Origin of the sequence: Deinococcus sp. QL22 (genome assembly GCF_023370075.1) — a bacterium.
In the GTDB taxonomy this organism is placed as follows: Bacteria; Deinococcota; Deinococci; order Deinococcales; family Deinococcaceae; genus Deinococcus.
Genome location: NZ_CP097149.1, coordinates 2,914,592 through 2,939,850, shown reverse-complemented (window position 1 = coordinate 2,939,850; position 25,259 = coordinate 2,914,592). Strand labels below are relative to the sequence as shown.

The window sequence follows — 25,259 nt, the reverse complement described above, 5'->3', positions numbered from 1 at the left end:
AGAGGCCGCAGCTCGCAGAAAGGCGTTACAAAGCGCGTGCAGGCCGCTGTGTTCTCGTTATTTTTGCGCGTCTATCACGATCACGCCGTCTTGCAGGCGGGCCAGTTCCGCGCCCTCATGCCCCTCCATGCGCCGCATGTTGCTCAGTGAACTGCCTTCCGGGGCGCGGGCCACCGCGTTCCCAATCCGGATCTGTGGGCTGGCAATCGGCCGCCCCCACACGATGGCTCCCTCGTGGCCGCCGAATCCGGCATGCACCACGCCCCGCAAAGCGCCCATCACGATCACGTCCCCGCCCGCCACGATTTCTACACCTGGATTCACGTCGCCCAGAATCACCACGCTGCCCCGGTATTCGCCCCGGAACCCGGCCCGCAGGTTGTGCGGCACGACTTCGGTGCGGGCCTGTGCGGGGCCAAAGTCTGTGGGTGTGGCGGGATTCGGCCCCGCACCATTCGGCCCAGGCACAGTCACACGCGGCGCACGCACCCGCCCCGGCATTCCGCCTGCTGCCCGGATGGCCGAGAGCGCCGCTACCAGCGCCTCTGGGTCGGCATCACCGTCTACTTCAATGGTCACGCTGGTCGCCAGCAATTCCGCCCGGACGGCCAAAGCCTCGGCCACGTCTGTCCCGGTGTCGCCCGGTTCCAATAAGAGGTTCAATCCACCCAGCGTGCCACGCAACTTCATGATCCTCACTGTAGCGTCAGTTTGCCCCGTGGCGCTCAATTGGTCAGATGTGCCAAATCGGAATGCGGTCTTCACCCATTTGGTGTAAGATGCTTCTCATGCCCTTTCAGGAGTCCAACCTTGGTGCAGCTTGATTCTGGCGCGGTCGCAGAAGGCCGCGTCACACGCGTCACCGATTTCGGTGCGTTTATCCAGTTCGAGAACGGTGAAACTGGTCTTGTGCACATCTCGCAGATCGCCCACTCATTCGTCCGGAACATCCACGATCACGTCCGCGAGGGCGAGAACGTAGAGGTTAAAGTTCTGGGCCGCGACGACCGGGGCCGCCTCGATTTGTCTATCAAAGAACTGCTGGAAGAACCTGAAGAAGTGCCCCGGCCCCGTGCCATTGGCCGTCAGAGTCCTCAGTTCGAAGCCAAGTTACGTTCCTTTATGCGTGATGCTAAAGAGCGCACCACCGCAGGCGGTGGCAAGAAGCCGTCCTCGACCTCCACCAAGCGCAAGAAATAACACTTAGCCGCGCAAAAATTCTCAGATCAGAAGAAGGGCAGCCTAGCGTTGTCCTTCTTTCTTTTGGTGTGTAGGGTCAGGTTGAAGGGTTTAAAGGTCAAGGGTCTAAGGTGTTGGGGCGGGTGCTTCGGTGGGCGGCCCTCCTCCGCAGTTCGGCTAGGGTCTGTAGGCCAAGGGTTGAAATTTGAGGGAATGAGCGTATCTTTTCGTGCTGTGGCGCGAAGAAATCACGGATGAACAGTGGCAACGTCTGGAACCCCTCCTCCCAGCCCGCTTCGGTCTGGGACGTCCTTATTTAGAGCATCGACCCATCGTCAGTGGCATCCTCTGGGTCCTCAGAACAGGTGCGCCGTGGCGCGACGTCCCAGAGCGCTTCGGCAAATGGACCACGATCGCCAGTCGGTTCCGTCGCTGGACTGCCAAAGGCCTTTGGCAGCAGGTCTGGGCCGAATTGCAACGCCAGGCTGACCGGAAAGGTCAGCTTGACTGGTCAATGCATTTTGTCGATGGCACTGTAGTTCGAGCATCCATGTGCTGCAGGCGCACGTGGAGGCCAAGCCGAAGAAGCTCTGGGAAGATCCCGGGGTGGCTTCAGCACCAAGATCCATCTACGTGCAGAAGGGCACGGAAAGCCCATGGCGTTCGTCCTGAGTGGTGGAGAACGGCATGAATCCAAATACCTACAACCTCTGCTGGAGAAGGTGCTGTGGTACGCGCCGGACGGGGCCGCCCGCGGATTCGTCCTGATCGCATCGTGGGCGATCAAGGCTACAGCTACACCACTGTTCGGAAGTATCTGCACAGCCGTGGCATTCGAGTCACGATTCCCAGGCGTAAAGACCAGGGTTCTGATCTGTGCTTCGATCCTGCTGTCTACAAAGAGCGGAACAAAGTGGAGCGCCTGGTCAACCGCTTCAAACACTTTCGCAGGATCGCGACTCGTTATGACAAACGGGCCCGGAGTTATCAAGCATGGCTCCAAGTGGCGGCGATCCTCTTGTGGCTCTGAGATGTGGAGAGCTTGACTGCACCTTCAGTAGCCTGAAAAATTCGGCCGAAGTCTGTCATCGTCAACGCCATGGGTTGTGATCTACGAGCATTTTGAGGTTCGAAAAGACGACGGCTGGAAAAGAATTCAGGTGCTCCCAGATCTGGACTGGGACACGGCCACTCCGGAACAGGAAGAAGCCTACTGGCGCTTGCCGCTGTTTATCGGTCGCGATTACGATCTCTTTGCGATCCTGGGTGGTGTGCGGAACCGAATGAATGTGCGCCCGATCTCCCCGTGCCGTGGGATCCCAGACGACGTGAGTGATGAAGTTCGCGATGCTTGGCGGGCAGCACAGCACTATCCAGAGGTGCACAGTCCATCGTGGCTTTCCCTGCACGAGCTGTTGACGTTTGATTGGGATCCGCCTCTCGTGCGCTTGGAGCCCATTGCTGATCAAGACGCACGAGAGGCTCGGCCGGAGATGGTGACCTACCGTGATGCAGTTGCAGACACGAGGTTTGTGACCGAAGGTTTGACGCAGCTTCAAGCGTTCGTGGACGATCCCCACGATTTGCGAATGGTGTTCTGGTTTGACAGCTGACACAGCTGATGATCCAAACGCAACCCAAAGACGGAGGCGTATCCCTGCCCCTTGGCCTACAGACCCTAGTCCCGCGTGAGGCTGAGGCTTTTGACTTCTCTGCCTCGAAGGCGAGGTGAATGTGGAAGGCGATTGCCCTACTTGGCCCCTCGACCCTTAGACGCCCTTCCCACGCAACCCAAGCCCCACCCTCTTTCATTACGTTCAGGGCAGAACGCGCTATGCTAGTCCCGATGATTGCCGCCCCTGCTCCTACTCTTCACCCGCGTTGCCCTCAGCGGTTCTCCGAATTACAGCCTCACAGGAACTGCACCGGTAAGGCCTCCATTCTCCGCGCCGCTCGGCCAAGTTCACTCTCGTTGCTCGGTCGTCAGGACTGGGAACACCGCCAGTGACGATGACAACTGCCTTGGAAGTCCTGAAATCCGTCTGGGGTTACGATGCTTTCCGGGGGGTGCAAGAAGGCATCGTGCAGACCGTACTGGACGGCGGAAACGCGCTGGTGCTGATGCCTACCGGTGGCGGCAAAAGCCTGTGCTACCAGTTGCCCGCCCTGCTGCGGCCCGGTGTGGGCATTATCGTGTCGCCCCTGATCGCGCTGATGAAAGACCAAGTGGATACGCTGCGGCAACTTGGCGTGCGGGCCGCGTTCCTGAACTCCAGCCTCAGCCTCAGCGAAGTCCGTGATGTGGAATCGGCGCTGATGGCGGGGGAACTCGATCTGCTGTATGCCGCGCCGGAGCGCCTGCTGTTGCCGCACACCCTCGAACTGCTGGAGCGTGTGCAGATCGCCCTGTTTGCAGTAGACGAAGCACACTGCGTGTCTCAGTGGGGGCACGATTTCCGGCCCGAATACCAGCAGTTGTCGGTATTGCCGGGCCGCTTCCCCACCATTCCGCGCCTCGCCCTGACCGCTACTGCCGATGACCGCACCCGCGCCGACATCGTGCAGGTGTTGGGCCTGACCGGCGCGCCTGCGTTTGTCAGTTCCTTCGACCGGCCCAACATTCAGTACCGGGTGGCGGGTAAAGAAAGTCCGAAGTCGCAACTGCTGGATTTTATTCGTGCCGAACACGCCGGAGACGCGGGCATCGTGTACTGCATGAGCCGCAAATCGGTAGAAGAAACCGCCAAATGGCTGGTGGCGCAGGGCATAGACGCCGTGCCCTACCACGCGGGCCTCGCTCCCCGTGAGCGTGAGTACGCCCAGAACCGCTTTCTGAACGAAGAAGGCCTGATTGTGGTGGCAACGGTGGCTTTCGGCATGGGGATAGATAAGCCCAACGTGCGCTTCGTCGCCCATTTAGACCTTCCCAAAAGCATGGAGGGCTACTACCAGGAAACCGGGCGTGCGGGCCGCGACAGCCTGCCCAGCACGGCGTGGATGGTGTACGGCCTGGCCGATGTGGTCAACGTGCGCCGGATGCTGGCCCAAAGTGCCGCGCCCGACGAGGTGCGCCGTGTGGAAGCCGCCAAGTTGGACGCCCTGCTGACTTACTGCGAAACGGCCACCTGCCGCCGCCAGATGTTGCTGGAATACTTTGGTGAAAGCATGGCCGAACCCTGCGGCAACTGCGACATCTGCCTGACGCCGCCGCGCACCCGTGACGCTACCCGTGAGGCGCAGATGGCTCTGTCTGCCGCCATTCGGACCGGAAACCGCTTCGGTGCGGCGCACCTGACCGATGTGCTCCTGGGCCGCGACACCGAAAAAGTACGCGGCATGGGCCACCACCTCCTGCCAACCTACGGCGTGGGCACGGATCACAGCGAAAAAACCTGGCGCAATGTGCTGCGGCAGTTGGTCAGCCTGGGCTACCTGAATACTGATGCCAATGGGCACGGCAGCCTGATCGCCACGGCCAAAGCTCGCCCACTTCTCAAAGGTGAAACCACCCTCAGCCTCCGCGAAGACGTGTTGCGGCCGCGCACCGTCAGCCGTGCCGAACGCCGCCCCAACCGATCGGCCAGCCTCAGTCCTGCCGATCAACCTGTGTTCGATGCGCTGCGGGCCTGGCGACTCGACAAAGCCCGGGAACAGAGCGTGCCGCCATACGTCATCTTCCATGATGCTACCCTGACCGCCATCGCGCAGATGCGCCCTAGCAGTCTGGCGGCCCTGGGCAGCGTGACCGGTGTGGGTGGCCGCAAGCTGGACGCTTACGGAGACGACGTGCTGGCCGTCATTCGTGACCTTGGAAGCGGTTCTCCAACTGGTGGCCCGGCACCAGCTCTCACCCGCCAGCAGGCCGAGGCGGTGCGCGGCATGTCCTCGAACTTGGCCGTCTTGAGTGTTCTGAAGGCTGCACCAGAGACCCCTGCTGCTTCCGCTGTCACGCCCACCACCATCACCAATGCCCTGCGCGAACTCCGCACCAGCCTCAGCCGCGAATCGGGGCACAGCGCGTTCCTGATTTTTCCGAATGCCACGCTAGAAGCCCTGGCCCAGCGCCAACCTCGCAGTATGGCCGATCTGCACGGCATCGCTGGCCTGGGGGAGAAGCGCATTCAGGCCTACGGCGAACGAATTGTGGAAGTGGTTCGTGGCATGACGCCAGATTGATTCTTTGGGATTGGCACTGAACATCATAGGCAGGCCTGGATCGGAGTCTTTACATTGGAATAACTTAGAAGACTAGTAGTTCCAGTATCAAGGTTCAGATTAGATGCCTTCCCCCGGCGTTTTTCGCTGCCGCGCCGTATGGGTGTCTATCTCACGCTGCAAAAAGTAGTTCAGCAGCGTTCGGAGAATAGCAATCGCCGCCAGCTTGCCGATTTCGTCCCAGGTGGGCGCAATGGCCGTCCTAAGAATGTCGGCGGCCAACGTAAATTCCAGCGCTACCGCGAGCCAGCGGGCCAAATCTAGGCGAATTTTTTCTTTGGCAAGGTCAGGCGCGGCGGGGCGGGCGAGGAAAGCCTGTAAAGCCCGCCAGGTAGCGATCAGGGCCGCAATCGTAATGATCAGGGCGGCGGCGGCTTCTACACCCGTCGCCACATATCCTGTCCAGACCTTCACCATGTCTTCCATCTGTTTGTTATAGCGGCCCAAGCGGGCGCGTGATCAGGCGACCTTTGAAGCTCTACAACGTCAGAGCCAGCCGCACGGCTTCTGCCAATCCGCCGTCGTCCACGTGCCCCACGTGGTAGCGGGCGGCCTCACGTGCTGGGGGGTCGGCGTTGCCCATCGCCACCGGATGTCCCACCACACGCAGGGCCGATACGTCGTTTTCTCCGTCTCCGACCATCATCACGCGGTCTAGGGTCAGGCCGTAGCCCGCCGCGATCCGGCGAATGGCGCTGCCTTTGCTGACGCCTGCGCGGGTGGCCGAAATAAACATCACGTCGGGCATCACCGGACTCCCCGAAGGGTGCAGATCCAGTCCGTCATGAGGCTCGCCCACCACTTCTGCCTCCTGCGCTCTGGGCACCACCCACTGCGCCCGAACCCGTGTGCCCACCAACGTTTCGGGTGCACGCGGGGCATACGTCACTCCCAGCAAGGCCGCGTGCCGCTCGGCATAGTCGCCGGGCTGCGTGACTGCCCATTCGGTGTCGGTGTAGACCTCCAGCAGCCGCCCCGTCTGGCGGGCATGGGCGATCAGGTCTTCCAGGGGTTTGTCAGGCATGGGTTCGCTCATGCTTTCGCCGTCTGCAGCATTCACGATGCTCGCTCCGTTCTGAAAAATGTGCCACCCGTCGGCGTCCATGCGCTGGGCATAGGCCAGAGCGTTCCCCACAGCGGGCCGCCCACTGCACAGCGCAATACGGACTCCCTGCGCCCGCGCTCCGGCCAGCGCCGCCCACACATCATCCCGAATCAGGTTGCCAGTTCCCACCAGCGTTCCATCTACATCCACACAGATCAAACCGAGCATATGGCGTGCAGTCTAGGACGTTTTGAGAAGGTGCTGGGTCAGAAATCTAGCAGGGTTGCGGCGTCCACGAGGACCCCACCCCTCCAGCCGCACTGCGTACCCCGTCTGATCGGTGGGGTCTACTCCCGCTTCCAAATCCCTTCTCTATCCAGCACGGCGCAGCCGCCCACATGCACGGCGGTCACGGTCTGTCCGCGCACTTCCACCTCCACTTCCACCTCTCCGGGTGTGCCCAGCGCGTGGCCCTGAAACACCACGCCGCAGGCCCGGTCATGGCGCACCGGCAACTTGCCTTCTGCGGCCAGAAGCGCCATCAACGCGCCCGCCGCGCTACCCGTCACCGGGTCTTCGGGAATGCCCACCGCTGGGGCAAAGTCCCGCGCCGCAAACCGGTTAACCCCCATCGGTGTGTAGGCGTACACACTCACCACGTCCAGCGCCTCCGACAACATCCGAATCTGGGCCAAATCAGGCTCCAGGCCGTCCAGAATTACGCTGTCCAGCAGCGGTACGAACACACTCCAGAGGCCTGTGCTGCTCGCGGCCAGCGGCAAGCCCTTGTGAATCATGCGCACATCTATGCCCAACGCTTCGGCCAAATCGGCGTACAGACTGCGTGGCACGGCCCGCACTTCGGGCAAGCGCTGCCGCATCCATACCCGCGAAGGCACACCTGCGTCACACACCAATTGCAGTGGAATCCGGCCCACCAGCGTTTCCAACACCAAGTCCTGTCCGTCCCAGTGGCCGCTCTGGGCCAGCATCAGTCCCAGCGCCACACTGGCATGGCCGCAAAAATCCACTTCCTGCGTGGGTGTAAAATACCGAACCCGCACCGCGCCGCTCCCCATGCGCGTCACAAACACCGTTTCAGGCGCGTCCAAGAAGGCAGCCAACGCCTGCATTTCCCGCTCCGAGAGGCCGGAAGCGTCCAGCACCACGCCCGCCCGATTGCCGAACCCCGGCGTATCTGTGAATGCACTGACTTCGCTGTACGCGATCATGTCCGGAATCTAGCGTATTCGTGGGTCACGCGTGCGCCACCCAGAAACTGGAGAGAGCGTGGGAGACGGAAAATCTCTGCTGCCTGTGGAATAACTAGATGAGGTTGTACAGCCTATGCCAAGTGTGCCTCCAATAGTTGACTTGGAGGCACACCGTCAGTCTTCAATCCCTATTTCAAGGACGCATCCGCGTCAGCATCCGTGGAAACGGGATCGCCTCACGAATATGGTCGATTCCGGTAATCCAAGCGATCACACGCTCCAGGCCCATGCCGTAGCCCGCGTGTGGCACGCTGCCCACCCGCCGCAGATCCAGGTACCACTCAAAAGCCTCCAGCGGCAACCCCTGCGCTTCAATTCGGCTCTTCAACAACTCGTAATCATGGATGCGTTCGCTGCCGCCAATAATCTCGCCGTAGCCGTCGGGGGCGATCATGTCGTCGCAGAGGGCCAAACGGGGGTCTGCGGGGTCAGGCTGCATATAGAACGCCTTGATCGCCGCCGGATACTTTTCGATCATCACCGGACGGTCAAAGGAACTACCCACAATCGTTTCGTGCGGGGCACCCAGATCGTCGCCCCATTCCACGGGCTGTACATCGGCCTGCACGTTGTCCGGCAAGTCGCCTGCCTCAATTCGGGTGCGAATGATTTCCAGTGCCTTGGTATAGGTCACACGCGGATAGTTGCCTTCCGCTGCGCCCTGCAAGCGGCTTACATCACGGCCCAGCAACTCCAATTCCGTTGTACATTCCGCCAGTACCTGCCGCACAATAAAGCTGATCATCCGTTCCTGCAGGGCCATATTCTGCTCGTGGTTGCTGGGGGCCACTTCCGGCTCAATCATCCAGAATTCCAGCAGGTGGCGGCGCGTTTTGCTCTTTTCAGCTCGGAAGGTCGGGCCGAAGGTATAGACCTTGCCAAACGCCATCGCGCCCGCTTCGGCGTGCAGTTGCCCAGTCTGACTCAGGTAGGCCTTGTCCTCGCCAAACAGGTCAATTTCAAACAGTTCGGTGGTGTCTTCGGCGGCATTGGGGGTAAAAAACGGCGCGTCGAAGCGCACGAATCCCTCGCCATGAAAAAACGTGGTAATGGCCCGCTGCACGCAATCTCGCACCCGCAGTACGGCCCACGGGCGACGGTGCCGCAGCCACAGATGGCGGTTGTCCATCAAAAACTCGATCCCATGTTCCTTGGGCGTAATCGGATATTCCGCGTGGTTCTCGCCAATGGGCGTCACCTCGCGCACGCTGAGTTCCACGCCGCCCGGAGCACGTTCGTCGGCCCGCACTTCGCCCGTGATCCACGCGGCCTGCTCCTGCGTCAGCCGCTTGGCCGCCTCGAACACGTCCTCGGTCACGTCGCCTTTAAACACTGTGCCCTGCACGAAGCCCGTGCCGTCGCGCAGTTTCAGAAACTGAATCTTGCCCTTGCCGCTCTTGTCGGTCAGCCACGCGCCAAGCGTCACGGTCTCGCCGATGTGTAGTTTTAGGTCACGAATAGTGGTGGTTGCAGAGAACTCTAAAGGCATGGCCGGAAGTATAGGCGGGCGGGCTAGACTTCTTCTATGGTTGGCCGATTCGTGTTGCTTCTCCGCGGTGTCAACGTGGGCGGTCACCGCCGCGTGCCTATGGTCGACTTACGCCGCGTGTTGACCGATTTAGGCCTGAGCGACGTGCAAACCTATATCCAAAGTGGCAACGCTGTCTTCAGCAGCGACAGGGGAGAGGCGGAATTGCTGCCCGTCATTTTCATTGCTCTGGAAACGGAATTCGGCTTCCCCATCGTTCTGACCCTCCGCACTGCTGCCGAATGGCAAGCCATGTCAAGTCCTTACCTGGCGGGCAAGCAAACCCATGTAGCCTTCCTGTCTGATCCACCCCAGCCAGAGCGCGTGCTGGCCCTCCAATCTCAAGATTTCGCCCCCGATCTCTGGACGCTCAGTGGGAGAGACCTCCATCTGCATTACCCCAACGGAACTCAGGCGGCGCGGCTGACCCATGCGTTGCTGGAGCGGCGCCTCCATGTGTCTGCAACGGTGCGCAACTGGCAAACGGTGGAAACGTTGAAGGCTCTCATCGGCTGAGGGAACAGACTTTTCACGACTCAGATTTATCGTGAATACTTTCACTTGAAAACTAATCTAGAACCCCGCCAAACCGCAGCGGGGCAGAGACTCAATCTTCCTTACTTCAGAGCGTCATTCATGCCGACGACATCGGCCACTTTCAGGCTTGCGCCGCCCACCAATGCGCCGTTCACATTCGGCTTGGCGCAAATGGACGCAATATTGTCGGGCTTCACGCTGCCGCCGTACAGAATACGGATGCTGTCGGCAGCCTCGCCGTAGAGGGTTCGCAACTCCGCACGAATGGCGGCGGCCAATTCCTCGGCGTCCTCGGCGGTGGCAGTTTTGCCTGTGCCAATGGCCCAAACGGGTTCATAGGCAACCACCACATCGGTGCCTACACCTGCCAGGCTGCCGCGCAACTGGGCAAGCGTGTAAGGCACTTGCTCGCCGCGTTCGCGCACGTCCAGCCCTTCACCCACGCACACAATCGGTGTCAGGCCGCCCGCCTGAGCCTGAGCCGCTTTGGCCGCCACCACTGCGTCGGTTTCGCCGTGATATTCGCGCCGCTCGCTGTGGCCCACCACGGCGTATTTCGCGCCCACATCCTTCAGCATGGCCGCGCTGATCTCGCCCGTATACGCGCCCGATTCGTGGGCCGAGACATCCTGACCGCCGATGGCGACGCCGGAATCTTTCAGAAACCACGACAGGGCTTGCAGGTTGATGGCCGGGGCCATGATCGCCAGTTCGGCGTCCCCCAGCGCCAGCTTGGTCTTCAGTTCCTCGGCCCAAGCGTGGGCTTCCGAGGGCGTTTTGTTCATCTTCCAGTTCAGCGCGAGCAGGTTTTTCATTGGGGCTCCATTCCGTCAAAGACGGGTCTTAAAAAAGTGCGGTCATAGCGGTGCATCAATTCGGGCAATTCTTTGAAGAGGGCTTGACAGACCGGGTCGGCAGCCGACGCTATCCGGTACGTTTCATATGCCGCCAAGCTCGGAAAGGTCAACAGCGCGTAGGCCACGTCGCTCGCGCCCTCGGACGGCATGAAATATCCGTGATGCTGGCCACCGAACCTGCCTACAAGCGTGATCCATTTGCGCCCGTAGACCTCAAAATCAGCTTCGCGCCCAGCCTTGAGTTCGTACCTCAACAAACAAGTAACGGGCGTTATTTCATCGCCTCCACGCCCGGCAGCGCCTTGCCTTCCAGCAGTTCCAGGCTTGCGCCGCCGCCCGTGCTGATGTGGCTCACGCGGTCAGCCTGCCCACTCTTGTTGATGGCGCTCACGCTGTCGCCGCCGCCGATCACGCTGTAGGTATCTGGCCCCAGATCGGCCACGGCTTTGGCAATGGCGTTGGTGCCGCTGGCAAAGGCCGCGAACTCGAACACACCCATCGGGCCGTTCCAGAACACGGTTTTGGCTCCCTGCAAGGCCTCGGTAAACGCCTTCTGGCTGTCCGGGCCGATGTCCATGCCTTCCCAGTCGTCGGGAATATCAGCGGTGGGGACAACGCGGGTGTTGGCCTCCGCGCTAAAGCTGTCGCCCGCGAGCGTATCGGTGGGCAACACGATCTTGTCGCCGTATTTGCCCAGCAATTCACGCGCCTTCTCCAAAAAGTCGTCCTCGTGAATGCTCTTGCCGATCTTGCCGCCCTGCGCCTTGACGAAGGTGTAGGCCATGCCGCCGCCGATCAGCATGCGATCTACCACGGGCAACAGGTTTTCGATGACCAGCAGTTTATCGGACACTTTCGCGCCGCCGATGATGACCACATACGGGCGCTCCGGCTCGTGCAGCAGCTTGCTGAGGGCCACGACTTCGGCGGCCAGCAGGGTTCCGCCCGCGTGCGGCAGGTGCGCCGCCACGCCGCTCACGCTGCTGTGGGCGCGGTGGGCACTCCCGAAGGCGTCCAGCACGAAGGCGTCGCCCAGGCGGGCCAACTTTTCAGACAGGGCCGCGTCGTTCTTCTCCTCGCCTACCTCAAAGCGCACGTTTTCCAGCAGGGCCACGTCGCCGGGCTGCATCTCCTGCACGTCGTTCAGGGTTTCGTCGCTGCTGGGCAGGCTGCCGATAAAACGCACGTCGCGCTTCAACACCTTTTCCAGCGCCTCGGCCACCGGCTTCAGGCTGTATTTGGCTTCTGGCCCGCCCTTGGGACGCCCCAAATGGCTCATCAGCACCACGCTTGCGCCGCCATCCAGCAACGCCTGAATAGTGGGCAGGCTGGAGGTGATCCGGGTGTCGTCTTGCACCACGCCGTCTTTGAGGGGAACGTTGTAATCGACGCGTACCAAGACGCGCTTGCCTGAAACGCTGAGTGAATCGAGTGTTTGCATAGTTGCTCCTTTAAGTTGGGTTGAGCTTTCTGTGATGACTTGCAGCCCGCAGCCGAAAGTCCGTATCAGATCACCAAGCCCGTTTCTGGCCCTTTCGGCTGAAACCGAATGACCCTTCAATACATCCGGCTTTCAATCGTTATGACATGAAAAAAGGGCCACGGGCTAGAGCGTTTCTGCTCAAGGCCCATAGCCCATCCTTCAAGGCTCGTTTAGCCTTTTTCCTGAACGAGTTGGACCAAGTCCGCGATGCGGTTGGAGTAACCCCACTCGTTGTCGTACCACGAGAAGAACTTGATGAGGTTGCCCATGGTCATGGTCAGGCCGCCGTCGATGATGGCGCTGTGGGGGTCGCCCACGATGTCCTGAAGCACGATGGGGTCTTCGGTGTACGAGATGATGCCCTTGTGGCTGCCCTCGGCGGCCTTGCGGAACACGTCGTTCACTTCGGCTACCGTGACTTCACGGCCCACGATGACCACCACGTCGCTGATGGAGCCGACGGGCGTAGGCACGCGCAGAGAGGTGCCGTCGAACTTGCCCTTCAGCGCTGGGTAGACCTGCGACACGGCCTTGGCGGCCCCGGTGCTGGTAGGAATGATGTTCACCGCAGCCGCACGGGCGCGGCGCAGATCGCTGTGAGGCAAATCCAGGATGCGCTGATCGTTGGTGTAGCTGTGAACGGTGGTCATGATGGCCTTCTCGATGCCGAACGCTTCATCAAGCAGCTTCATGGGCGCGCCGAGGCTGTTGGTGGTGCAACTGGCGTTGGAGATGATGTGGTGGTTGGCGGGGTCGTAATCCTGCTCGTTCACGCCCAGCACGATAGAAATGTCTTCGTTCTTGGCAGGCGCGGTGATGATGACTTTCTTTGCGCCGCCCTGAATGTGTTTGCTGGCTCCGGCCCGGTCTGTAAAGATGCCGGTGGACTCGATCACGATGTCTGCGCCCAATTCGCCCCATGGAATTGCGGCGGGGTCGCGCTCGGCCAGTCCTTGAATCTTCTTGCCATTCACGGTCAGGCTGGTGTCGTCATACTCCACGGTGCCGTTAAAGCGTCCGGCGGTGGAGTCGTACTTCAGGAGGGTGGCCAGCGTTTTGTTATCGGTGAGGTCGTTAATGGCGACGACTTCTACGCCGCGTTCTACCAGATTGCGGAAGACCAGACGGCCAATGCGGCCAAACCCGTTGATGCCTACCTTCATACTGCCTCCTTAAAGTTCTACTGAGAAATGTCGAGTGCAACCAGAGTCCGGGCCAGAAGTCCATCATGCTGACCACGCGTGAGCGAGTCTACTCTACCCGGTACGCGGTGGCTTCGTGTCTTCTGGACACCAAGCGATCTTTAGACTGAGTTCAAGCTTGGCTGTTGGTGGTTGTCCGCTCATGTTCGGCCAGCAGCGTATTGGTGGCGTGAAAGCTATAGATTCCTACTGCAAGGTTGATAAACGGCCAGACACTATTTACATCAAGGCTGATGTGGTTAAACACAGAGAAATAAAGCTTGCTAATGATCATGAGAACGGCGACTCCGATCATTACCCGTGCTGCCCAGTTGCTGACGAGCAGCTTTGACCTCTTGGACAATTCCGACAGCAAAACATTGGCAGCGGCTCCGAAGCCAGTCAGGGCGATCAGCAAAATCCACAACAGAAATTCCTCACCGTTCGTTATGAATTTGACCATGACGAGGGCCAAAATCGCGCCGCTACAGCCTAAGCCTGATGGCCTGACACAATTTATGAGAAAGCGTCCCCGGTAGGGGACACTTTCTGTTTGTGAAGACCGAAAATGCCACCGGGGACGCCCCCCGACTGTACCAAGCGATCCTGCCCCACCTCCACCCCGCCCTGTGGAACGACGTCCGCAACGCCCGTACGCTGGCCTGGATGGTCAGCGGCTTGGTGCTGTCCCAGAGCGTTTCCATTCCCTCCTGGCTGCCGCACATCCACTCCCAGGCCACGGTCGCCCAGAGCACCGAACGTCGCTGCCGACGGTGGCTGGAGAATCCAGCCATCGCCCCTGGCAGTGTGTATGGCCCCCTGATTACCCGAGCCTTGCGGGATTGGGGCCCGCATTCCTGACGCTGGCGCTGGACACCAGCATCCTGTTCGGACGCTTCTGTCTGATCCGGGTGGCCGTCCTCTACCGGGGACGCGCGGTACCGCTCGTCTCCCGCGTCCTAGAGCATGCCAGTGCTCAGGTCGGCACCGAACAACTCCTGCCTGTCCTCGCCGAGGTCAAAGGCCTGCTGGATTTTCTTGGGCTGCACGATGTTCGACTCCTGGCGGATCGGGGTTTTTGCGACACGGCCTTGATGGGCTGGCTCCGCGTCTGCGGATGGCACTTCCGCATCCGCATCAAATCGAGCCTGATTCTGGCCGCTCCAGACGGGCAACGGGTCTGCACCATCGGAAATCAAACTCGCAGCGCGAAACGCGCTGCTTCCACAACGTCACGATCACCGGACACCGATTTGGGCCGGTGCATGGCTCTGGGCCGTCCACGGACGGCCCAGAGCAGTGGCAGGTGGTGAGCGATGAACCCACCAGTCGTGCAACGTTTGCTGAGTACGGCGAGCGCTTCCAAATAGAGGAAGGATTCTTGGATGATAAGAGTGGCCTCTTCGGTCTGGAGGACTCCAAACTGCGTGATGCCGCCAGCCTCGAACGCCTGATCCTGGTGATCTCTGTGGCCACGCTCCTGCTCGTCTCCGAAGGACTCCAGCTCGTGCAGCAGGGTGTGCGCAGAACCATTGATCCCCATTGGAACCGCGCCCTGAGCTATTTGAAACTTGGTTTACGCGGCGTCCACTTCGCGCTGAGCCGGGGGCAGGCAGTACTCAACCGCCTGACGCTCCAAGGAGGCGCCGATCCGGCGCCTCCCGGACGTCGCAAGAAATCGCATGTCAGTTCTGTGGACGCTTTAGAAGGCGGCTGGGTGCTCAGATTTCGCTCTCCCTCATAAATTGTGTCAGGCCGTCAGCAGCCTAAGCTCAGCCAGCTCCAAAAACGCTTGTTCGGTGTTGGTAACATGGTCAGATACTAACAGTGCCTGAAGAACTGCTTACGACGAAACCACTACGCCGCCGGCCACCGTGCGGGCGTAGGCGTCCAGGTAACGCGGCACGATCTGGCTAGGATGAAATTTCGTGGTGGCCGCGTTGCGGGCCGCTGCGCCCATGCGCTGATACAATTCACGGTCACGCAGCACCCGCAGCGCGGCGTCGGCCATCGCGTCCACGTCGCCGACCTCGGCCAGAAATCCGGTCACGCCTTCTTCCACCACTTCCGGAATGCCCCCGGCGCGGGTCGCCACCACCGGAACCTCGCAGCTCATAGCTTCCAGCGCAGCCAGCCCGAAGCTTTCATTGCTGCTGGGCAGCAAAAACAGGTCGCTGATGCCCAGCACCGTCTGAACATCGGGGAACGAGCCGAGGAAATGCGTGCGCCCGATAACGCCCAACGTCTTCGCCAACTCAAACGCGCGGGGCCGCTCCGGGCCGTCTCCGATCATCAGCAGGCGGGCCGGAATCTCGGAGGCCACCCGCGCAAAAATCTCGATCACGTCCTCTGCACGCTTCACGGGCCGGAAGTTGCTGACATGCACCAGCAAGGCCTCGTCGGGATGGGCAAAGCGGGCGCGGACGGTGGGGTCGGTAATCCGCACGAACCGCCCCGCGTCCACAAAGTTATGAATAACCTCTATTTCGCGGTCTATGCCGAACAGTTCCCGCGTCTGGTCGGCCAAAAACTGAGACACCGCCGTCACATGGTCACTGCGTTCTATGGCGTGCCGCGTGGTGTGCCGGAAAGCGGGTTCCGCGCCCACCAGCGTGACGTCGGTGCCGTGCAGCGTGGTCATCACCCGCGTTTTGCCCGTAATGCCGCGTGCATGGATGGCCGCCGTCGCGTGCGGAATGGCGTAGTGCGCGTGCGTCAGTTCCACGCCCTTTTCCAAAATGACTTCGGTCAGGGTGTTGGCCGCCGCCAATTCCGGGTAAGGCTGATCGAACAGGGCGTAGGCGAAGCCGCTGACCTGATGAAAAAACGGCCCCTGTACGCCGCCGTGTCCTGACAGCCGGAACGGTTGCGCCGATCCCACGAAATGCACCTCGTGGCCCGCCTGCGCCACCATCAGCCCCAGTTCGGTGGCGACCACGCCCGAGCCGCCCGCGCTGGCATGGCATAACACGGCCACCTTCAACGGCGGCTCCTGCACACGGAACAATCAGAAAAAAATAAGAGAAAGTGGGTCATGGCTGCGGAGTATAGGACTCCCTTCACGTCACAAGCGTGTCAAGCACAGCCTATTCAGGTTTCGAGTTTCTGAAGGAACAGGTTGGGGCGGGGTAAATACCATTGCTGGCACTGCCGCACCCCCCACCCCCACTTCATGATCTCACATTGTCATTATTGCTACTCTTTTCGGCGGGAATCGCACGGACAGCGCCTCAGCGGTTACCTAAGCTCAGCCAGATATGCTCGCTGTTCTCACTGATTCTACATGTGATCTTCACCCAGACACCGCCCGGCAGTTGGGCATTCACACCGTTTCCCTGAGTGTGAACCTGGGCGCACGCTCGCTGCTGGACTGGCAAGAAGTTGACCCCGACGCCGTGTATGACCACTTGCGGGCAGGTGGCAGCGTCAGTACAGAGCCGGTCACCACCGACGCCTTCGAGGCGGCCTACCGAACGCTCCTGCAGACCCACGAGCAGATCATCTCCATTCATATTTCCGGGCAACTCTCAGAAACGGTGAAGCACGCCCGTGAAGCCGCCGAGCGCCTGGGGGCCGCCCAGCGCATTCATATCGTGGATTCGGGCCTCGCTTCTGCGCCGCTGGCCGAAGCCGTGATCGCTGCCCGTGAAACGGTGCAGGCCGGAGGCACAGCCGAAGCCGCCCGCCAGGCTGTAGAAACTGTGGGCCGTGACCTGCACGCCGAATTCACTGTGCCTAGCCTCGAATACCTGCGCCGGGGCGGACGCATTGGCCGCGCTCAGGAATTTTTCGGCAACGTGCTGGGGATGCGGCCTGTGCTGGCCTTCACCAACGGGCAACTGAAGGCCATCCGGCGGGTGCGGGCGACTGGGGCCACGCAGGAGTTGCTGGAAGCCCTCAAAGTCCGTTATGGCACGACGCCCCTGAGTGTGACCATTGCGCACGCAGGACGCGACCCGGTTCGCATTGCCGAACTCCGCGCCGCCATGATCGCCAGTGGCCTGAATGTCGCTAAAGGCCGCGTACAACTGATGGGGCCAGTGGTCGGAGCGCATGTGGGGCCGGGAACCTATGGGTTTATGGCGCGGTCTGTAGAGGCCTGAGGAACGTGGTGGGTAGACCGTAGGAACAGATGAAGGGGGCCGGAGCGCGAATGCTCTGGCCCCCTTCGAATGTGCGCTCTAGCTCTGGCGCGTCAGATAGGCTTTCCCGCCTTCCACATCTGCTTCAAACCCCTCGGCCACGCCGAAGCTCAGGCTGGTCGCCAGCGTTTCCCCGGCGATGAAGTCCTGCCACGCCTCTGCCGCGTCCCGTGGGTCGCCTTCTAGCGCCAGCACCAGCGCAATCCGGTCTTGCACCTGAAAGCCCGCTGCCTTCCGCGCTTCCTGCACGCCGCGCACGAGGTCGCGGGCCAGACCTTCCAGCACCAGTTCCCGCGTCAGGGTGGTGTCGAAAGCCACGAGATACCCGGCACTCTCGGCAGCGGCCACCCCTTCCGGCGAGCGGGCATCGACCAATACGCTGTCGGGCGTCAGTTCAAACTCGCCCACCGTAAAGTTCTGGCCCGCCTGTACCGCCCCAGCCACCGCCGCCGCGTCTGCCGCCGCCAGGGCCGCCTTCAGCGCGGGCAACTGCTTGCCGTACATCTTGCCGATCACGGGCAAATTGGGCCGCAGGCTGTATTCAACCAAGTCGGTCACGGCCTCCAAGAAGGTCACGCCCTTCACGTTCAGTTCCTCGGCAATCTGGCCCTCGAAGCGGCGCAGGGACTCCGTGCGCTCTGGCGTGCCTGCCCGCACCGTCACACCCGCCAGAGGTTGCCGGGTCTTGAGGTTGTGCGCCCCACGCACCGCACGGCCCAAGTCCACGACCTTCATCACTGCGTCCATTTCTGCGGTCAGCACCAAATCCAGCCGCTCTGGGCGCACCTGCGGCCACTGGGTCAGATGCACACTGTCCTGCCCCTGCTTGCCCGTCAGGTTGCGGTACAGCGCATCGGCCAGGAACGGTGTAAATGGCGCGGTGAGTTGCGACACCACCAAGAGTGCCTCGTGCAGCGTGGCATACGCGGCAGTGTCCACCTGCCCGTCCTCGCCCCAGAACCGCGAACGGTTGCGGCGCACATACCAGTTGCTCAGGTCGCCCACAAAGCGTTCCAGCGCCCGCCCGCCTCCACGTGCATCGTAGTTGTCCAGCGCGTTGGTCACGTCCTGCACGGTCTCTTCCAGCCTCGCCAGCAGCCAGCGGTCAATTTCTGGCCGTTCCGCCACAGCGGGCGCACCCTGCAAGTCCGGCTGATCCAGGTTGGCGTACAGCACGAAGAACGAATACACGTTCCAGAGCGTGTTCACGTAACTGCGCTGCGCCTCGCCCACCAACCGCTCGGAAAACCTCTTCTGGTCGCCGGGATCAGACGCCATGAACATGTACCAGCGCACGCTGTCGGCCCCATAGCGGTCAAATACCGGCAGCGGCTCGATCACGTTGCCCTTGCTCTTGGACATCTTCGCGCCCTTCTCATCCACGATATGGCCCAGGCAGATCACGTTTTTGTAGGCAGGCTGACCGTACAGCATCGTAGAAATCGCGTGCAGGCTGTAGAACCACCCACGGGTCTGGTCGATCGCCTCACTGATGAAATCGGCGGGATAGTGCCGCTCGAAGACGTTTTTCTGTTCTTCCGTACCGGGCAAGGCTGCCTCGCCTGCCTTATCCAGCAGCAGATGCCACTGGGCATAGGGCACCGACCCAGAATCGAACCAGACGTCCAGTACTTCCGGCACGCGGCGGTAGCTTTTGCCGCCTTTCTCGAAGGTGATGTCGTCGATATATGGGCGGTGCAGATCCAATTCCGACAGGTCGCGGCCCGCCAGTTCCCCTAGTTCGCCCACGCTGCCCACCACGATCAGGTCGCCGTCGTCGGCCACCCAGAACGGCAGGGGCGTGCCCCAGTAGCGCTCCCGGCTGATGGCCCAGTCCACGTTGCCCTCCAGCCAGTTGCCAAAGCGCCCGTTTTTGATGTGCGCCGGAACCCAGTTGATCTTCTGATTCTCCTCCTGCATGCGCTCGGACACCGTACTGGTGCGGATATACCAGCCCTTCTTGGCGTAATACAGGATCGGGTCGCCCGTGCGGTCATGAAAGGGGTACCTGTGGCGCAGCGTGCCCGACCAGAACATCAGGCCGCGTGCCTTCAGGTCAGCGATCAGGCCCTTGTCGGCGTCCTTGAAGAACTTGCCGCGCTCGCCCGTGACCTGCAAGATGCCGTGATCGTCCACACCGAACATGGGCGGTACGCCGTACTTGCGGGCCAGTTCCAAATCTTCCGCGCCGTAAGCAGGTGCTTCGTGCGCCACGCCGGAGCCGTCAGCGGCATTCACGAAGTCGGCCAGCGTCACAAAATGCATGACCGGGCGGCCTTCAGGCGTGCGCTCGTGCAACGCCTTCACGGCCCCCAATTCCGCCGCTACTTCCGGAAACGGCGGCTCGTACTCCATGCCTTCCAACTCCTGCCCCGAAAACCGCGCCAGCACTTCCAGCGGGGCCAAATCCTTGTGCAGACCGCTCAGGCGCTCCACGGCGTCCTCGGCTACCACTACTACACCACCTTGGCCGCGAGCCGCCACATACGTCAGCCCCGCGTTCACCGCCGCCAGCGTATTGCTCGGGAGTGTCCACGGCGTGGTCGTCCAGACCAACAGGCTCAGGCCCACGCGATCCCCTTCCGGCACGCCTGCCAACGCCGCCCGCGCCGCATCCGGCAGCGTGTCCCAGATCACCGGAAAGCGCACGTACACGCTGGGATCGTCCACCATGCGGTAAGAATCCACCTCGCCCAACTCGGCCCGCGACAGCGTGGTGCTGATGCGCGGACTGAGAGGTACCACCTTGTAATCCTGCTGCACCAGCCCTTTGGCGTGCAGACGGGCCAGCAGGTTCCACACCGACTCGATATAGTCGTTCTTGTACGTCACATAGGCGTTGTCCAAGTCCACCGAATAGCCGAGGCGCTGCGTAAACGTGTTCCAGTCCTGAATGGTTTCCCACACGCTGGTGCGGCACAGGCGGTTAAATTCCTCCAGTTCGGCGCGGCTGGCCCCGTGGTTGCGGCCCTGCAATCCCAGTTTCTTCTCCACGCTGATTTCTACGGGCAGGCCGTGCGTATCCCAACCGCCCTTGCGCGTCACGTGGTACCCCTGCATCACCTTGTAGCGCGGGAACAGATCCTTGAAAGACCGCGCCAGTACGTGATGCAGTGCGGGCTTGCCGTTGGCGGTGGGCGGCCCTTCATAGAACACGAATTCCGGCTGCCTCTCGCGGCGCTCCTGCGTGCGGGCAAACACATTGGTCGCCTGCCAGTGAGCCAAGACTTCGGCCTCCATGTCCTTGAAACTGGGCTGCGAAGGCACGGGCGAGAAGGTGAACGTGGGATGGTCGGTAGGGGGCTTGGTCATGGGATGTCCTTTTGGGTGAGGCGGTAAGTTCCTAGGGGCAGAGTCTAAGGGTGCTGTGTTTAAGGGGCTGAGGGTCTAAGGTGCAGAAAGTTGAGGTCGTGTGGGGTTGCCGTTCCTAGACCCTTAGACCGCCGTCAAATCAGTCCACGATAAACAACCTCGCGCCCACTGTCCCCGTGCTGGAGCGGTGGGCCTCTGCGCCGTCGGCCACCTGATAGCTCATGCCTGTGCGGAGAGTAAAGGTGCGGCCATCTTCAAGCTCGGTCAGCAACTGGCCTTCCAGCACCAGCAGCACGTGGCCTTTGCTGCACCAATGGTCTGCCGTGTAACCGGGGCTGTAGTCCACCATTCGCACCCGCGTCTGATTCTCGGCAGGGCCAAAATACTGCGTGCGCCACGTGGCCGCCCCACGTTCGCCGGGGTGGTGTGTGGCGGCAATGGTGGCCCAGTCGGTCACGCCAAACGGAATATCGGTGAGTTGCATAGGGAAACCTCGCGGAGGAAGAGGGGACGGCGGCACAAAAAAACGGCACGCCACAGCGGAATTGCTGGGACGCGCCGGGCATGCAATCTTGCCATACGGTTGTGCGTGGTACCACCCAACTTCACCCCCCAACTTCGCCAAAAAAAGTGTGGGAGTCTCGTTGCGGCCCTCTGTCGGGGGGTGTCCGGGGCGGTCTAATCGGCCTGTGGGGCCTTTCTTCGCCCAGCGCGGCAGGAGATCTTCGGTGGGTGTGGCTGGCATCAGGCTTTCACCGTCCCTGATTCGCTGTGGCTGCCCTGCACTGCCTACTGGCCCGACGTTCGCTGCATGTTGTGGCCTCAACTCATCTGGGAGCCGGGGCAGTGCTCATGGTAGGGCGGCATGATAGCAGCGGTCAATGTGCCAGATGACAGAGGCTCTCTGTGGGCGTCTCGCGGCGCAATGCCAGACATTCATAGCCCTCCCTTCCCACTTATAGGTATGCTAGGACTTACGGAAGAACAGCAGTGCCGCAATGGTGCCAGAATCTCTGGCCTCCCGCCTCTGTCCCGCTTTCCGGAGCCAGCCTCCTGCCCACGGTGGGCCGCTTTTCGCTACTGACGACTTGGTCATGGATTCCCGAACAAGTTGCGTCTACAATTCCCTACAGGGAGTGAGAACATGAAATTTTTCACATATACAGCGGTATTTTCAAACTGGAGGGCCGCTTCTTTCAACACTACCGGCCCGCGTCGACAGGTGACACGGGAGCAATGTCTATGACGGACGTTCAGTCGCAACCTGCCCTGCCGTTTCACGAGCTTCAGCAAAAGATTTTGCCCGAACTGCACCTGATTGCTGCCGAGTACGGCATTGAAAATTACCGCAAGCTTAAAAAAGACGCCCTGTCGCTGGCCATCATGGAGCGGCAGGCTGACCGTGACGGGCAGGTGCTGGCGCGCGGCATTCTGGAAATCAGCGCCGACGGTTACGGCTTCCTTCAGTCCGATCTGCTTGACCCCGCCTCGCGCTCCGTGCTGGTCACGGCAGGTGTCATCAAGCAGTTTCACCTGCGTACCGGAGACGATGTTATTGGCCGCGCCCGCAGGCCCCGTGAAAACGAGCGTTACGGCTCGCTGATTCAGGTGGAAGCCGTCAACGGCCTTGACCCCGAAGCCGCCCGCCGCCGCCCCCGTTTCGACGACCTCACGCCCACCTTCCCCGACATTCAACTGGTCTTGGAAGAACCCGGCACCGACGACGGCCTGAGCCTGCGCGTCGTGGATCTGCTGGTACCGATTGGCCGGGGTCAACGTGCCCTGATCGTCGCGCCGCCCAAAGCAGGCAAGACCACCCTGCTCAAAAAGATCGCCAACTCCATCACTCGCAACTATCCAGACGTCACCGTGATGGTCTTGCTGGTCGATGAGCGCCCCGAAGAAGTCACCGACTTCCGCGAAAGCGTGCAGGGCGCACAGGTGATCGCGTCCACCTTCGACGAGCCGCCGCAGCACCATGTCCGGGTGGCCGAATTCGTCCATGAACGCGCCCGCCGCATCGTCGAGGAAGGCGGCCACGTCGTCATCTTGCTCGATTCCATCACCCGCCTCGCCCGCGCCAACAACCTCGTGACGCCTCCCACCGGGCGTACCCTGTCGGGCGGCCTCGACTCCAACGCGCTGCACTGGCCCAAGAAATTCCTGGGCGCGGCGCGCAACATCCGCGAGGGCGGCAGCCTGACCATTCTGGCCACGGCCCTGGTCGAAACCGGTAGCCGCATGGACGACGTGATCTTCGAGGAATTCAAAGGCACAGGTAACGCTGAACTCGTTCTCTCGCGCCGCCTCGAAGAACGACGCATCTTTCCGGCCATGGACATCCTGAAATCGGGCACGCGCCGCGAGGAACTGCTGCTGCAACCCGAAGTCCTGAAAAAGATGTGGCTGATGCGCAAAGTCATCAGCGACATGGATCCCGCCGACGCGATGGAAATGCTGTTGGGGCGCATGGGCAAGACCCGCAACAACGTCGAATTCTTGCAGGCCCTGGCAGGCGGCTGACCCTCTGCCTGTGCCCGCCGTTCCTTCTTTCCCGCCGCCTGTTTCCCCTGTGGGCAGGCGGCTACCCCTGACCGGAGTTTGTTAGTGCCTGACCGTTCCCGCCCCAATTCAGCCTCTCTCGCCCTGACCCTGCTCGCGTCGTTGTCCATCTCTGCCCACGCCGCGCCGCTTGTTCCCGATCCCGCCGCACTGCTGTTGCCCGCGCCAGCCGTGCGCCTGGAGCGCGACGAAACCGCACCAACCCTCCTGATCGTGACCGACACCCGCCAGACCTCGGCGGCAGTGGCCCGGCGCTACGGCGTGCCCGCACAGGACGTAGACCTGCTGCCGACCACCGAGCGAGGTGTGCGCGTGCGCCGCGTCACACTGGCCCCGCAGCAGTCTGCCGCCGTCCCAGTGCGGCCCGCGTCGGTCATCGACTACACCGTTCGGCCGGGCGAAACTCTTGATTTGGTGGCCCGCCGTCACCGCCTGACCCTGATTGAACTGCTGGGGGCAAACCTAGAGCGCGAAAGTTTAGATGACCTGAAAGCAGGCGAAATCGTGCGCGTGCCCACCGCCGAGACGGGCGTCCTCGTGCGGATCAAGCCCGGTCAAACCGCCCTGTCCCTGATCGCAGGCTACGGCGCAGACCTTCAGGCCACCGCGCAGGCCAACAGTGTCCTGCCCACCGAACTCCGGGTCGGAGACGAAGTTTTGTTGCCCGGCATTTTGGCCGAAGATTTTCACGAACAACTGGTGGAACGCCGCGAGAACGAGGAAAAAGCCGAGGCCGAGGCCCGGATTCTGGCCCAGTACACCCGCTTCACGCAGTGGAAAAAAGACCGCGAACGTGCCCGCCTGCAGGAAAGGTACGCGAAGCAAGCCAAGTATGAAGCGTACCTTGCCTTCAAACAGAGCCAAGAACGCGCCCGCTTGGAGCAGCGCTACGCCAACCAAGCCAAATACGAGGCGTACCTTGCGTGGAAAACCAGTCCGGAGCGCCAGAGCATCATTGCCGCCTATCAGCGTCAGGTGCAGTTCGAAGCGGCGCAGGCTGCCCGCCGCGCCCGCGAGCGAGAAGCCCAGCAGCAGGCCGCCGCCAACCGCGCCGCTGCGATTACCACTGCCACAAGTTCCAACATAGGCCGGGATGCCAACCGCGTGACGGCGGGCGGCGGCCTCAGCTGGCCCATGCGCTCCTATCGCCTCACCAGCCGCTACGCCGAGCGCGATATTCCCTTCCATCAGCAGGTGTTTCACGGCGGCATCGATCTGGCCGCACCGACGGGCACGCCCATCTACGCGGCGGCCAGCGGGAGCGTCACTCAAAGCGGCTACGGCGCTTACGGCCTGAACGTGTTCACCGACAACGGCAATTCAACGCTGGTCTACGGCCACATGAGCCGCACCGCCGTTTCTGCGGGCCAAACGGTGTCACGCGGCCAACTCATCGGCTACGTGGGCTGCTCCGGCATCTGCACTGGGCCTCACCTGCACTTCGAAATTCGGCTGGGCGGCCAGACGGTTGATCCACTGGCGCTGCTGCCATGACCCAGCCACACGAGGAAAGCGCACCCCTGCACCTGTTGGTCGTGGACGACGAGGCCCAGATTCTGGAATTGCTCGACCTCACCCTGACCATGAGCGGCTTCCTCGTGACCACCGCCCGCAGCGGCCCAGACGCCTTGGCCTTGGCCCAGTCGCAGGCGTTCGACGTGATCGTCCTCGATATCCTGATGACCCCCTGGGACGGTTTCGAAACCGTGCGCCAGTTGCACGCGGCCCTCGGCGCGGCCTTACCCCCGGTTGTCTTTTTGTCCGGCCTCAACCGCGCCGCGCAAGTCCCCGACCTCGGAGACGCCCTGATCGCCGCCTACCTTGTCAAGCCATTTCGCCCTTCTCAACTTGTCGAAGTGATCGGCCAGGTAGCCCGCGCCGCCCGAGACCGCCAGTCAGACTGACCCCATTTGCATCCCTCATCTGGCCCTATCATTGGGGTCA

The 25,259-nt window shown here is 61.6% G+C and carries 24 protein-coding genes and 1 pseudogene; 12 read left to right on the top strand and 13 right to left on the bottom strand.

The window, feature by feature from the left end:
* Window positions 1-57 precede the first annotated feature (57 nt).
* Window positions 58-690 (bottom strand): septum site-determining protein MinC, encoded by a 633-nt coding sequence (locus M1R55_RS14645; protein ID WP_249392462.1) that lies wholly within the window; start codon window positions 688-690, stop codon window positions 58-60.
* A 120-nt stretch (window positions 691-810) separates the two neighbouring features.
* Between M1R55_RS14645 and M1R55_RS14640 the strand changes: the two genes are divergently transcribed.
* The 4 genes and pseudogenes from M1R55_RS14640 (at window position 811) to recQ (ending at window position 5,355) form a co-directional block, all read left to right on the top strand.
* Window positions 811-1,200 carry a S1 RNA-binding domain-containing protein gene (locus M1R55_RS14640; protein WP_019008756.1) on the top strand — a complete coding sequence of 130 codons (390 nt, stop codon included), beginning with the start codon at window positions 811-813 and terminating at the stop codon, window positions 1,198-1,200.
* Window positions 1,201-1,411: 211 nt separating this feature from the next.
* A pseudogene (locus M1R55_RS14635) lies at window positions 1,412-2,209 on the top strand (IS5 family transposase).
* A 76-nt stretch (window positions 2,210-2,285) separates the two neighbouring features.
* The gene (locus M1R55_RS14630) at window positions 2,286-2,792 is read left to right on the top strand and encodes a hypothetical protein (RefSeq protein ID WP_249392461.1); all 507 of its coding nucleotides are present in this window, start codon (window positions 2,286-2,288) and stop codon (window positions 2,790-2,792) included.
* 397 nt (window positions 2,793-3,189) lie between these two features.
* Entirely contained in the window at window positions 3,190-5,355 is a 2,166-nt protein-coding gene (recQ, locus tag M1R55_RS14625; RefSeq protein ID WP_249392460.1) for a DNA helicase RecQ, read from the top strand.
* Between the two features lie 99 nt (window positions 5,356-5,454).
* Here the strand turns inward: recQ and M1R55_RS14620 are convergent, their stop codons facing one another.
* From M1R55_RS14620 to asnS, 4 genes are all read right to left on the bottom strand, one after another.
* Window positions 5,455-5,820 (bottom strand): DUF1622 domain-containing protein, encoded by a 366-nt coding sequence (locus M1R55_RS14620; RefSeq protein WP_249392459.1) that lies wholly within the window; start codon window positions 5,818-5,820, stop codon window positions 5,455-5,457.
* Window positions 5,821-5,872: 52 nt separating this feature from the next.
* Entirely contained in the window at window positions 5,873-6,667 is a 795-nt protein-coding gene (locus M1R55_RS14615) for a Cof-type HAD-IIB family hydrolase (RefSeq protein ID WP_249392458.1), read from the bottom strand.
* Window positions 6,668-6,786: 119 nt separating this feature from the next.
* Window positions 6,787-7,671 carry a PhzF family phenazine biosynthesis isomerase gene (locus M1R55_RS14610; protein ID WP_249392457.1) on the bottom strand — a complete coding sequence of 295 codons (885 nt, stop codon included), beginning with the start codon at window positions 7,669-7,671 and terminating at the stop codon, window positions 6,787-6,789.
* 175 nt (window positions 7,672-7,846) lie between these two features.
* Window positions 7,847-9,202 (bottom strand): asparagine--tRNA ligase, encoded by a 1,356-nt coding sequence (gene asnS / locus M1R55_RS14605; RefSeq protein WP_249392456.1) that lies wholly within the window; start codon window positions 9,200-9,202, stop codon window positions 7,847-7,849.
* A gap of 36 nt (window positions 9,203-9,238) precedes the next feature.
* Between asnS and M1R55_RS14600 the strand changes: the two genes are divergently transcribed.
* Window positions 9,239-9,757, top strand: coding sequence for a DUF1697 domain-containing protein (locus tag M1R55_RS14600; RefSeq protein WP_249392455.1), 519 nt, complete (start codon window positions 9,239-9,241; stop codon window positions 9,755-9,757).
* A gap of 101 nt (window positions 9,758-9,858) precedes the next feature.
* Here the strand turns inward: M1R55_RS14600 and tpiA are convergent, their stop codons facing one another.
* The 5 genes from tpiA to M1R55_RS14575 form a co-directional block, all read right to left on the bottom strand.
* Window positions 9,859-10,593 carry a triose-phosphate isomerase gene (tpiA, locus tag M1R55_RS14595; RefSeq protein ID WP_249392454.1) on the bottom strand — a complete coding sequence of 245 codons (735 nt, stop codon included), beginning with the start codon at window positions 10,591-10,593 and terminating at the stop codon, window positions 9,859-9,861.
* Window positions 10,590-10,889 (bottom strand): NIPSNAP family protein, encoded by a 300-nt coding sequence (locus tag M1R55_RS14590; RefSeq protein ID WP_249392453.1) that lies wholly within the window; start codon window positions 10,887-10,889, stop codon window positions 10,590-10,592. Before M1R55_RS14590 ends, tpiA begins: the two co-directional genes overlap by 4 nt.
* Window positions 10,890-10,906: 17 nt before the next feature.
* A complete protein-coding gene (pgk, locus tag M1R55_RS14585) occupies window positions 10,907-12,076 on the bottom strand; it encodes a phosphoglycerate kinase (protein ID WP_249392452.1) in 1,170 nt (389 codons plus the stop codon).
* A 212-nt stretch (window positions 12,077-12,288) separates the two neighbouring features.
* On the bottom strand, window positions 12,289-13,281 hold the full coding sequence (gene gap, locus M1R55_RS14580) for a type I glyceraldehyde-3-phosphate dehydrogenase (protein ID WP_064014643.1): 993 nt from the start codon (window positions 13,279-13,281) through the stop codon (window positions 12,289-12,291).
* Window positions 13,282-13,432: 151 nt separating this feature from the next.
* Window positions 13,433-13,774, bottom strand: a complete 342-nt coding sequence (locus tag M1R55_RS14575) for a hypothetical protein (RefSeq protein WP_249392451.1) — start codon at window positions 13,772-13,774, stop codon at window positions 13,433-13,435.
* Window positions 13,775-13,854: 80 nt separating this feature from the next.
* Here M1R55_RS14575 and M1R55_RS14570 point away from each other — a divergent pair, with 80 nt between their 5' ends.
* The 3 genes from M1R55_RS14570 to M1R55_RS14560 are packed head-to-tail and all read left to right on the top strand — an operon-like array spanning window position 13,855 to window position 15,043.
* Window positions 13,855-14,160: a hypothetical protein gene (locus M1R55_RS14570; protein WP_249391321.1), complete on the top strand. Its 306-nt coding sequence runs from the start codon at window positions 13,855-13,857 to the stop codon at window positions 14,158-14,160.
* Complete coding sequence (locus M1R55_RS14565; RefSeq protein WP_249392450.1) at window positions 14,142-14,612, top strand: hypothetical protein; 471 nt, start codon at window positions 14,142-14,144, stop codon at window positions 14,610-14,612. Before M1R55_RS14570 ends, M1R55_RS14565 begins: the two co-directional genes overlap by 19 nt.
* Window positions 14,609-15,043, top strand: coding sequence for a hypothetical protein (locus M1R55_RS14560; protein WP_249391324.1), 435 nt, complete (start codon window positions 14,609-14,611; stop codon window positions 15,041-15,043). The genes M1R55_RS14565 and M1R55_RS14560 overlap by 4 nt, the downstream gene beginning before the upstream one ends.
* A gap of 99 nt (window positions 15,044-15,142) precedes the next feature.
* On the opposite strand, the gene bshA is transcribed toward M1R55_RS14560, so the two are convergent.
* The gene (gene bshA, locus M1R55_RS14555) at window positions 15,143-16,297 is read right to left on the bottom strand and encodes an N-acetyl-alpha-D-glucosaminyl L-malate synthase BshA (protein WP_249394228.1); all 1,155 of its coding nucleotides are present in this window, start codon (window positions 16,295-16,297) and stop codon (window positions 15,143-15,145) included.
* 259 nt (window positions 16,298-16,556) lie between these two features.
* Between bshA and M1R55_RS14550 the strand changes: the two genes are divergently transcribed.
* Complete coding sequence (locus M1R55_RS14550; RefSeq protein ID WP_249392449.1) at window positions 16,557-17,402, top strand: DegV family protein; 846 nt, start codon at window positions 16,557-16,559, stop codon at window positions 17,400-17,402.
* Between the two features lie 78 nt (window positions 17,403-17,480).
* Here M1R55_RS14550 and ileS read toward each other — a convergent pair whose 3' ends face one another.
* Window positions 17,481-20,753 (bottom strand): isoleucine--tRNA ligase, encoded by a 3,273-nt coding sequence (gene ileS, locus M1R55_RS14545; protein ID WP_249392448.1) that lies wholly within the window; start codon window positions 20,751-20,753, stop codon window positions 17,481-17,483.
* Window positions 20,754-20,892: 139 nt separating this feature from the next.
* Window positions 20,893-21,237, bottom strand: a complete 345-nt coding sequence (locus M1R55_RS14540) for a DHCW motif cupin fold protein (RefSeq protein WP_249392447.1) — start codon at window positions 21,235-21,237, stop codon at window positions 20,893-20,895.
* Between the two features lie 758 nt (window positions 21,238-21,995).
* Between M1R55_RS14540 and rho the strand changes: the two genes are divergently transcribed.
* The 3 genes from rho to M1R55_RS14525 all read left to right on the top strand — a co-directional run bounded on the left by rho (window position 21,996) and on the right by M1R55_RS14525 (window position 25,219).
* A complete protein-coding gene (rho, locus tag M1R55_RS14535; protein WP_249392446.1) occupies window positions 21,996-23,276 on the top strand; it encodes a transcription termination factor Rho in 1,281 nt (426 codons plus the stop codon).
* An 84-nt stretch (window positions 23,277-23,360) separates the two neighbouring features.
* Window positions 23,361-24,809: a peptidoglycan DD-metalloendopeptidase family protein gene (locus tag M1R55_RS14530; RefSeq protein ID WP_249392445.1), complete on the top strand. Its 1,449-nt coding sequence runs from the start codon at window positions 23,361-23,363 to the stop codon at window positions 24,807-24,809.
* Entirely contained in the window at window positions 24,806-25,219 is a 414-nt protein-coding gene (locus M1R55_RS14525) for a response regulator (RefSeq protein WP_249392444.1), read from the top strand. The genes M1R55_RS14530 and M1R55_RS14525 overlap by 4 nt, the downstream gene beginning before the upstream one ends.
* Window positions 25,220-25,259: the final 40 nt, after the last annotated feature.